Origin of the sequence: Rathayibacter sp. AY1A5, assembly GCF_002930875.1 — a bacterium.
In the GTDB taxonomy this organism is placed as follows: domain Bacteria; phylum Actinomycetota; class Actinomycetes; order Actinomycetales; family Microbacteriaceae; genus Rathayibacter.
In genome coordinates, this window is the sequence record NZ_PSTM01000040.1 from 1 (window position 1) to 9,892 (window position 9,892).

A 9,892-nucleotide genomic window follows, 5' to 3' on the forward strand; every position below is an offset into this window, starting at 1 on the left:
TCTCCCGCCGGAGAACACCCCGCCCTCGTCCCCCGACCAACCCGCCGTAGGCGGGGCCTGCGGCGGGTTGGTCGGGGGACGAGGGCGGGGTGTTCTCCGGCGGGAGAGGTGTGCTCATCGCGCGAGTATCGCAGAGCGGCGACGGCCTGCCGCGACATCGAGACGTCCCGTCTCAACACGTCCCTCCCCCTCCCGCGGGATGCCGTTCGGGCACGCCGGACACAGCGCGTCGCGGACCGGAACGGCATCTCGCGGAGGGAGGGAGGACGGTGCGCCTCAGCGCAGCGACTCGAGCACGGCCTCCAGCTCGTCGACGGCGAAGTCGATCTCGGCGGCGGTGACCACGAGCGGCGGCGCCAGGCGGATCGTCGAGCCGTGCGTGTCCTTGGCCAGCACTCCGCGGGCCATCAGAGCCTCGCAGACGGCGCGGCCCGAGGCGAGCCGCGGGTCGATGTCGATGCCTGCCCAGAGTCCGGCGCCGCGGACAGCGACCACTCCGCGGCCGACCAGCGCCTCGAGGCGGGCGTGCAACTGCGCGCCGCGCTCGCGGGCCAGGGCCTGGTACTCGCCGGTCGCGAGCATCTCGACGACCGCGAGGCCGACGGCCGCGGCGAGCGGGTTGCCGCCGAAGGTGGAGCCGTGCTGGCCCGGCTGCAGGACGCCGAGCACGTCGGCGTCCGCGACCACGGCCGAGACGGGGACGATGCCGCCGCCGAGCGCCTTGCCGAGCAGGTAGACGTCGGGGACGACTCCGACCAGGTCGCAGGCGAAGGTGGCGCCGGTGCGGCCGAGGCCGGACTGGATCTCGTCGGCGATGAAGAGGACGTTGCGGCGCGCGGTGATCTCGCGGACGGCCGGGAGGTAGTCGGCCGGCGGCACGACGATGCCCGCCTCGCCCTGGATCGGCTCGATCAGCACCGCCACGGTGTCGTCGTCGATCGCGGCCTCGAGGGCTTCCGCGTCGCCGAACGGGACCGTGCGGAATCCGGGCGTGAACGGGGCGAAGCCGTCGCGCGCCTCCGCGTCGTCGCTGAACGAGATGATCGTGGTCGTGCGACCGTGGAAGTTGCCCGCCGCGACGATGATGTTCGCCCGGCCCGGAGCGACGCCCTTGACCCGGTAGCCCCAGGCGCGGGCGACCTTGATGCCCGACTCGACCGCCTCCGCGCCCGTGTTCATCGGCAGGACCATGTCCTTGCCGGCGAGCGCGGCGAGCGCCGTGACGAACGGGCCGAGGCGGTCGTTGTGGAACGCGCGGCTGGTCAGGGTGACGCGGCCGAGCTGCTCGCGGGCCGCCTCCAGAAGCACCGGGTGCGAGTGGCCGAAGTTCACGGCGGAGTAGGCGGCGAGGCAGTCGAGGTAGCGGACGCCCTCGACGTCGGTGATCCAGGCGCCCTCGCCGGTGGCCGCGACGACGGGCAGCGGGTGGTAGTTGTGGGCGGCGTGCTCCTCCTCCGCGGCGATGAGGGCGGCGGAGCGGGCGGTGTCGGTGTCGGTGATGCTCATGTCGTTCCTCCTGAGGGGACGATCGACTCTCCAGGAGTCGTCGCACTCGGCGTCGAGTGCGACGGATCGTGGACAGTGGAGGGTGGGTCGGCGCTGCGGGTCGCCGACCACGGGGAGTGGGTCAGCGGCGCAGCTCGAGCGTGCAGCACTTCACGCCGCCGCCGCCGAGCAGCAGCTCGGACAGGTCGACGCCGATCGGGTTGTAGCCGCGCTCGCGCAGCTGGCGCTCGAAGCCCGTCGCGCGGGACGCGATGACGACGTTGAGGCCGTCGGAGAAGGAGTTGAGCCCGAGCACGGACGCGTCCTCCTCCGAGACGAGGATCGCGTCGGGGTAGAGCTCGCGGAGGGTGCGGTTGCCCTCCTCGCTGAACGCGCTCGGAAGGTAGGCGATGTTCGTGTCGTCGAGCACGGCGATCGCTGTGTCGAGGTGGTAGAACGACGGGTTCACGAGCTCGAGCGTGACGACCTCGCGGCCGAAGACGCGGGCGACCTCGGCGTGCGAGTCGGAGGCGGAGCGGAAGCCCGTGCCGGCGAGGATCCGCTCGCCGACGAGGAGGAAGTCGCCCTCGCCCTCGTTGACCTCCTCGGGGACGCGGACGTCGAAGCCGGCCGAGCGGAACCAGTCCATGTACGCCCGGCCCTCGGGCTGGCGCTCGGGGTAGGTGAAGGAGGCACCGTAGGCGATGCCGTCGATCACGAATCCGCCGTTGGCCGCGTAGACCATGTCCGGCAGTCCGGCCTCGGGCTCGATCAGCTCGATGGTGAAGCCCAGATCGGCGTAGGTGTCGTAGAGGGTCCGCCACTGCCGGACGGCGAGGGAGGTGTCGGTGGGGACCTGCGGGTCCATCCACGGATTGATGCGGTAGACGACGGTGAAGTGCTCGGGACGGCACATCAGGATCGTCTTCGCGACGGGGGTTCGGGCGGGTGCCTCGGCGAGCACGGCGGTATCGGTCATTCGAGTCCTCCTGCGAAAGGATGCGGATGAGCGGACCGGGTCCAGTGGCTCCGTGCCCCGCGCATGACGCAGCGGGATGGAGCACGCTCGCGCCCAGTCTTGCACGCGCCGATCGTGCGGTTCTCGCCGTGGGGCGCACGGAACGCGCGTGGACAGCAGGTGCGGCGCGGGAAACCGCCGCGGCTCTCGCGCGGGGCGCTGTGATGCCGTCGCGGCTCCTTTCTCTCGCCCTCAGGCAGGGGCTTTCGAAGGGACGTCGTTGCGCCTCTCGGGGAGAAGGCCTTCTCCCTCTCGCCTGTCATCGCGCTGATGACATCTGTCGAATCCGTCGAATTCCGCCCTGAATGGGGGACTTAGTGCAGCGATAAGCGGCATGGGACGATCCCTCCGGCCCGACAGTCGTCGGCCTTCTCGCTCCGACGAATCCGGATGCCCTCCTCCATGCGAACGAAGACCCTCAGCGTCTCCCTTTTCCTCGCCCTGCTCCTCTCCCTCTTCGTCGCGACCCCGGCCCAGGCCGCAGGATCGCCGGCCGCGCCGACGAACGTGACCGTGACCGACAACGACTGCACCGATGCGGTCACCGTCTCCTGGACGCCGTCCGCGTCGGCGACGGCCGGATATCGGATCCACGTATATGCCAGAGATACGGACTACTACGGCGAGGGCTACTACAGCACTTACTCGCTGAGTCTCATCGAGACGGGACGGACCACGAACGCGACGCTCGATCTCCCCCGTTCGTACGACGACTACTACTTCCAGGTGTCCAGCGTGTCCGACTTCCGCGCACCCTTCACGGGCGGCGCGGACGGCGAACCGCTCGCCGCATCTTCCAGTCAGAGCGCGCCCATCGAGGCAACGTTCCGCCACTTCTGGAACGTTCCCGCACCCGGCAACGTGAGCGTCGCGGCGGACCCGTCCGTCTATCTCGCATCCGCCCGCTGGGCGCGACCGGCCGCGAACGGCCAAGCCTGCAACTTCGACGAGTACCACTACACGATCGACGATCTCTCGTCGTCCGACGACCCGTCCGACCACGGCTACTTCGACGGCAGCATCCCCGTCTCGGACGCGTCCATCGACTTCCCCTACCTGCCTGTCCACAGGTACGAGTTCTGCATCTGGGCGTCTTCGCAGGACGAGCGATCCTACGATTCGGAATACCGCTCCTATTCCGACTCCCCTGTCTCCTGCACCTCGTTCGGAGCCGAGCCGTCGGCCCCGGATGCGCCGGGCGGGCTTCGCGCCTACCCGTCGGGCACCTCCATCACCCTTACCTGGAATCCCACGTACTACGACGGCGGCAGCCCCATCACGGGCTACAGAGTCAGCCGCAACGGCACCGACGCGGCCGGCAGCGGCCCCTGGTCGACCGTCGTCTCGGCCGACCGCCGCTCGCAGACCTTCACGAACCTCCGGCCCAACACGTCCTACACCTTCACCGTCCAGGCCATCAACGCGCTCGGCACCAGTTCCCCGACGACCTTCGTCCAGACCGCTGACCCCTACGTCGCCCCCTCCGTTCCCACGCGCGTCGCCGGCACCACGAACGACAGCGTGCGATCCGCGACGATCTCCTGGGCGCCTCCGGAGTCGGCCGGCAACCCGGCGATCACCGGCTACCGCGTCTCGCGCAACGGCGTCGACAACGCGGGCGCCGGTCCGTGGTCGACGACGGTCGCCGCCACCGCACGCTCCTTCACGTTCACGCACCTGGCGGCGGGCGCCACCTACACGATGAGCGTCAGCGCTATCAATGCCGGAGGCGACAGCGGGGCGGCATCGACCGTCGTGCGCATCGGCGGCACCGCCCTCACCGCCGCGACTCCGACCGTCACCGGCACCGCCACGGTCGGCTCGACGCTCACGGCGAGCGCCGGCACCTGGGGCCCCTCCCCCGTGGCCCTCGCGTACCAGTGGCGCGCGAACGGCACCGCGATCAGCGGGGCGACCGGCACCACGTACCGTCCGGTCGCGGGCGACGCGGGCAGGGTGATCACCGTCGCCGTCACGGGCTCGAAGTCGGGCTACGTCTCGACCACGCGGGTCTCCTCCGGGACCGCTGCCGTGACCGGCGGCGCGATCACCGCCGCGACGCCGACCATCGGCGGCACCGCGAAGGTCGGCTCGACCCTCACCGCGAAGCCCGGCACCTGGGGCCCCTCCCCCGTCGCCCTCGCCTACCAGTGGAAGGCGAACGGCACCGCTCTGAGCGGGGCGACGTCTGCGACGTACACGCCGACCGGCGCCACTCTCGGCAAGACGATCACCGTGACGGTCACGGGGTCGAAGTCCGGATTCACCGCTGTGACGAAGACCTCCGCGAAGACGAGCGCCGTGGTGGCGGGCACCCTCTCCGCCGCGACCCCGACGATCACCGGCACCGCGAAGGTCGGCTCCACCCTGACCGCCAAGCCGGGCACCTGGGGTCCCTCGCCGGTGGCCCTCACCTACCAGTGGAAGGCGAACGGCACCGCGATCTCCGGGGCGACCTCCGCCACCTACAAGCCGACCAGCGCCACGGTGGGGAAGAAGATCACGGTGACCGTCACCGGCAAGAAGGCCGACTACACGACGGCGACGCGCACCTCCGCCGCCACCGCAGCGGTCGTCAAGTAGGGGATCCGACGCGGGTCGCCGGGGCGAGCCTGCTCGCGCGGACTCCTCCGGCGGCCCGGGAATCCACCACCATCGTCCCCCGGACGGGGGCCCATCCCGCCGACACCCGCCCTCGCCCGGAGGCGGGCGGCGGCTAGCATTCAGACACCGTGTCCGCCGCGGCCTCCCGCGGATCCTGCCGAAAGGCCCGCCGTGCCCGCACGCCCCCTCGCCGCGATCGGCGTCTCCGCTCTCCTGCTGGCCGGCCTCGCTGCCGGTCCGGCCGTCGCCGCCCCCGATCTCCCGAGCGCGAGCGCCGCGCAGGAGGCGTCCGCCGAGGTCGTCCTCTCCGGCACCATCGCGCTCCGCGACGCCGACGAGGAGCACCCCGCCCCCGCGAACCCGTCCTTCTACGTCCAGGTCCAGAACGCCGAGGGGGACGTGGTCGCCGAGGCCGACACGGGCGCGGACTTCTCCCTCCCCGTTCCCGGCGGCGAGCCCCTCACCGTCCGCGCGAACCTGATCGGCAGCGACGACTGGTACCCGACCTGGTTCGGCGACACCCCGGTCGCCGAGGCCGCGAGGACGACCCGGGGGACCGACGAGTCCGTCGCCATCTCCCTCCTGCGCAGCGCCGAGCTGTCCGGATCGGTCACCGCCGACGCGGTCCCGGGCGTCTCCTCCCCCTCCTTCGACGTGCAGGCCTGGTGGGTCGACGGAGGGACGTACTCGCTGCTCGACACCGTCCCCGTCACCGCAGCCCCCGGCGCCGCCCGCGCGTGGGACACGGGCGACCTCGCCCTGCCCGCCGGCGACTACCTCCTGCGCCTCGTGGAGCCGGGGTACCCCGCCTACGACGACCAGTACTTCTCGCGCCTGGCCCGCCTCGACGAGCGCGCGGTCGTCTCCGTGCCGCCGGGCGGCCGCAGCGGCATCGACTTCTTCCCGTCCGCCTACTCCTCCGACGTCGCCCGCCTCGCCGGGACCGACCGGTACGCGACCGCCGTCGCGGTGACCGCCTCCGGATTCGCCGACGGCGCCCCCGTCGTCTACCTCGCCAGCGGAGCGAACTGGCCGGACGCGCTGAGCGCCGGCCCCGCCGCCGCGAAGCAGGGCGGCGCCCTCCTGCTCACCGACCCGAGCGTCCTGCCCGCCGTGGTGGCGGCCGAGCTGCGCCGCCTCGCCCCGCAGCGGATCGTCGTGGTCGGCAGCGCCCTCTCCGTGAGCGACTCGGTGCTCCAGCAGGTGAAGGCCCTCGGGATCCCGACCGAGCGCATCGAGGGCATCGACCGCTACGACACCTCGCGCCGGATCGTCGAGGACGCCTTCCCGGACGGCAGCTACGAGAACGTCTTCGTCGCGACCGGCACCAACTTCCCGGACGCCCTCTCGGTCGCGCCGATCGCCGGCCGCCGCGCCGAGCCCGTCCTCCTCGTCGACGGCGCCCGCTCGCGCCTCGACCAGCCGACCCGCGACACCCTCGCCGGACTCGACCCCTCCTCCGTGCAGCTGCTCGGCGGTGCGCCGTCGATCTCGACCGCCGTGGAGGCCGACCTCCGCGCCGCGAAGATCGCCGACACCGTGTCGCGCATCGCCGGGACGGACCGCCACGACACCAGCCGACGCATCAACGACGTCTTCCCGCCGTCCGAGCTGGGCGACACCGTCTACCTCGCGACCGCCACCGGCTTCGCCGACGCGCTGGCCGTCGGCCCGGTCGCCGCGAAGCAGGGCGCCCCGCTCTACCTCAGCGAGCCGACCTGCCTGCCGCGCAGCACCCGTGTGAAGATGCAGGGCCACGACCTCGATCAGGTGCTGCTCCTCGGCAGCCCCCTGACCCTGTCGGCGCAGGTGCGCTCGCTGTCCGCCTGCTGAGACCCGAGACGCACCGCACGAGCCCTGGAGATCCATGAGCGCCACCGCCGACCGTCCCCTCCTCGTCGGCATCGAGACCGGGGGCACGAAGGTCGTCGCGGCGGTCGCCGACGCCGCTGATCCCGAGCGGATCCTCGCGACGACGACCCTGCCGACCCGCGGGCCCGCCGAGACTCTCGCCGATCTGGCCGGCTTCGTCAGCGGCCACGGAGTCGACGGCACCGTCGCCGCGGTCGGCGTCGCCTCCTTCGGCCCGCTCGACATCGACCCCGGCTCGCCGACCTACGGGCACCTCACCTCCACGCCGAAGCTCGGCTGGGAGGGCACCGACGTCCTCGGCCCGATCGGCGCGGCCGCACCGGGCGCCCGGCTCGCGCTGGTCACCGACGTCAACGGAGCCGCCCTGGGCGAGGCCCGCTGGGGCGCCGGGGCCGGAGTCGACGACTTCGTCTACCTGACCGTCGGCACCGGAGTCGGCGGCGGCGTGATCGCGGGCGGACGGCTCCTCGCCGGCAGCGGCTGGCCCGAGGTCGCGCACCTGCTGCCCCGCCGCCACCCCGAGGACGGCTTCGCCGGCACCTGCCCGTTCCACGGCGACTGCCTCGAGGGCCTGGTCGCCGGTCCCGCGATCTCGGCGCGCTGGGGCGTCGACGGCTCCCGCCTCGGCACCGAGGAGGCGGCCGCGAACCTCCGCTTCAGCTCCTACTACCTCGCGCAGCTGGTCACGACGCTCGCCTACGTCGCGGGCGTGCGGCTCGCGGTCGTCGGCGGAGGCGTGTCGAAGACGCCGGGGCTCGTCCCCGCGGTCGAGGCCGAGGTCGAGCGGCTGATGGGCGCGCCCGGAGCGACGGGGACGGGCGGCGGGCGGATCCGCATCGTGCGCCCGGCCCTCGGCGACGAGTCCGGGGTGCGCGGGGCGATCTCGCTGGCGGAGTCCCTGCTCGCGTGAGCTCTACCCTCGTCCCATGAGCGACCGACCCGTCGACCCCTCCGCCCCCGACTCCGGTCGCGACGAGACGGTGGAGGAGCGATCCGACCGCAACTGGAACGAGATCCTGCAGGAGCTGCGGGTCGTGCAGACCGGCACGCAGATCCTGGGCGGCTTCCTGCTGACGCTGTGCTTCCAGCAGCGCTTCGCCGACCTCGCGCCGCCCGACGTGGCGCTCTACCTCGTGCTCGTCCTGCTCGCCGCGTGCGTCACGATCCTGGCGCTGGCGCCCGTCATCGCCCACCGGCTGCTGTTCCAGCGGCGGAGGAAGGCCGAGCTGGTGCGGTTCGGCAACCGGGTGGTCACGGTGTGCCTCGCGGCGGGATCGCTGCTGTTCGTCGGAGTCGTGGGCTTCGTGTTCGACGTCGTGCTGGGCGGGCCGGCAGGCCTCTGGGCGGGCGGAGGCGTGCTGCTGCTGCTCGCCGTGGTCTGGGCGACCGCGCCGGTCCTCCTGCGGAGGCGCTGAGGGCGGCGGAGTCTGCCCGCCCCTCCCCCGCGAGTCAACGGGGTACCCGGCTCCGCCGCGCTCTTCCTACCGTGGCCGCGAGGCGCGCACCGCGCCGACGCGAGAGGAGCACCATGACCGACCGGACCGAGCAGCCGCAGGAGAACCCGCAGAACCACGACCACGTCGACGACGCGGGCGTCGACAAGCTCTCGCAGGCCGAGGGCGACGACACCGAGGGATCGGCCGGCTGATCGCCGCCTCGATCCCCGTCCTCCCCGCGGTCGACAGCAGCGCGGCCGTCCTCGCCGACGGCTACTTCTTCGGGACGCGGCGCTTCGACGACGTGGGCGCGGACGCGTTCCGCACCCGGATCCTCGGACGGCCCGTGATCATGGCGCGCGGCATCGAGGCGGCGCGCTTCTTCTCCGAGGGCGGGCGCTTCGACCGCGAGGGCGCGCTGCCCGGCTCGGTGCTGCACCTCCTGCAGGACGAGGGCAGCGTGCAGACCCTCGAGGACGAGCCGCACCGGCGGCGGAAGCGCATGTTCCTGGATCTGGTGGAGACGCCCGAGCAGCGGTCGAGGCTGGTCTCGGCCTTCGCGCGGGAGTGGCAGGCGTCCGCCGCCCGGCTGACGGGCGAGCGGGTCCGCCTCCAGGACGTCGCCGCGGAGGTCCTGGGCCGCGCGGTCCTGTCGTGGGCCGGCATCGAGGCCGACGAGGAGGAGGTGCTGCGGCGCACGGACGAGCTCCGGGCGATGATCGACAACGCCGGGCGCTTCGGCCCGCCCAACTGGGCCGCGCGACTCCGCCGCCGCTCGACCGAGCGGTGGGCGCGGGGTCTGATCGAGGCGAGCCGGACGGCCGGACCCTCCCCGACTCCCCTGCACCGGATCGCGCACGAGAAGGAGGACGGCGGCCTCCTGCCCGTCGAGGTCGCCGCGGTGGAGCTGATCAACCTGCTGCGGCCCACGGTCGCGGTGGGGCGCTTCGTGGTGCTGGCGGCGCTCGCGCTGCACCGGCATCCGGAGTGGCGGGAGCGGCTCGCCGACCAGGAGGAGCGCGTCGCGTTCGCGAACGAGGTGCGGCGCTTCTACCCGTTCTTCCCGATGGTCGGAGGAAGGGCCCGCCGGGAGCTGGACTTCCGCGGCGAGACGCTTCCCGCGGGGCAGTGGATGCTGCTCGACCTCTACGCGACGGACCACGGCTCGCACGGGGAGGCGCCGGGCCGCTTCGATCCGGAGCGGTTCCGGTCGCCCGTCGACCGCAACGGCTTCATCGCCCAGGGCGGCGGGCACTACGGAGGCGACCACCGGTGCCCGGGCGAGCCGGCGACCGTCGACCTGCTGTCCGCGGCGCTGGAGCTCCTGGCCGCGGGGCACCCGTACGACGTCGAGGACGGGCAGGATCTGCGCGTGAGCCTGCAGAGCTTCCCGACCGGGCCGGAGGACTGACTCGGCTTCTGCATCCCCCGAGCGTGCTCGTCGGGCGAGGCGGGCGGGGAGTGCCCGAGCGGATCC

7 protein-coding genes are annotated in these 9,892 nt (G+C 72.8%); 5 read left to right on the forward strand and 2 right to left on the reverse strand.

Going from position 1 to position 9,892, the window contains the following annotated elements; translation table 11 throughout:
- Positions 1-276: 276 nt before the first annotated feature.
- A complete protein-coding gene (gene rocD / locus C5B98_RS16290) occupies positions 277-1,506 on the reverse strand; it encodes an ornithine--oxo-acid transaminase (RefSeq protein WP_181065570.1) in 1,230 nt (409 codons plus the stop codon).
- A 121-nt stretch (positions 1,507-1,627) separates the two neighbouring features.
- Entirely contained in the window at positions 1,628-2,464 is an 837-nt protein-coding gene (ddaH, locus tag C5B98_RS16295; RefSeq protein ID WP_104223737.1) for a dimethylargininase, read from the reverse strand.
- A 441-nt stretch (positions 2,465-2,905) separates the two neighbouring features.
- Here ddaH and C5B98_RS16300 point away from each other — a divergent pair, with 441 nt between their 5' ends.
- From C5B98_RS16300 to C5B98_RS16320, 5 genes are all read left to right on the forward strand, one after another.
- Positions 2,906-5,086, forward strand: coding sequence for a fibronectin type III domain-containing protein (locus C5B98_RS16300; RefSeq protein ID WP_181065571.1), 2,181 nt, complete (start codon positions 2,906-2,908; stop codon positions 5,084-5,086).
- Between the two features lie 192 nt (positions 5,087-5,278).
- On the forward strand, positions 5,279-6,940 hold the full coding sequence (locus C5B98_RS16305) for a cell wall-binding repeat-containing protein (RefSeq protein ID WP_104328113.1): 1,662 nt from the start codon (positions 5,279-5,281) through the stop codon (positions 6,938-6,940).
- Between the two features lie 34 nt (positions 6,941-6,974).
- The gene (locus tag C5B98_RS16310; protein ID WP_104247415.1) at positions 6,975-7,889 is read left to right on the forward strand and encodes an ROK family protein; all 915 of its coding nucleotides are present in this window, start codon (positions 6,975-6,977) and stop codon (positions 7,887-7,889) included.
- A 16-nt stretch (positions 7,890-7,905) separates the two neighbouring features.
- The gene (locus C5B98_RS16315; protein ID WP_104223741.1) at positions 7,906-8,394 is read left to right on the forward strand and encodes a DUF6328 family protein; all 489 of its coding nucleotides are present in this window, start codon (positions 7,906-7,908) and stop codon (positions 8,392-8,394) included.
- A 325-nt stretch (positions 8,395-8,719) separates the two neighbouring features.
- Positions 8,720-9,826, forward strand: a complete 1,107-nt coding sequence (locus tag C5B98_RS16320; protein ID WP_104328114.1) for a cytochrome P450 — start codon at positions 8,720-8,722, stop codon at positions 9,824-9,826.
- Positions 9,827-9,892 lie beyond the last annotated feature (66 nt).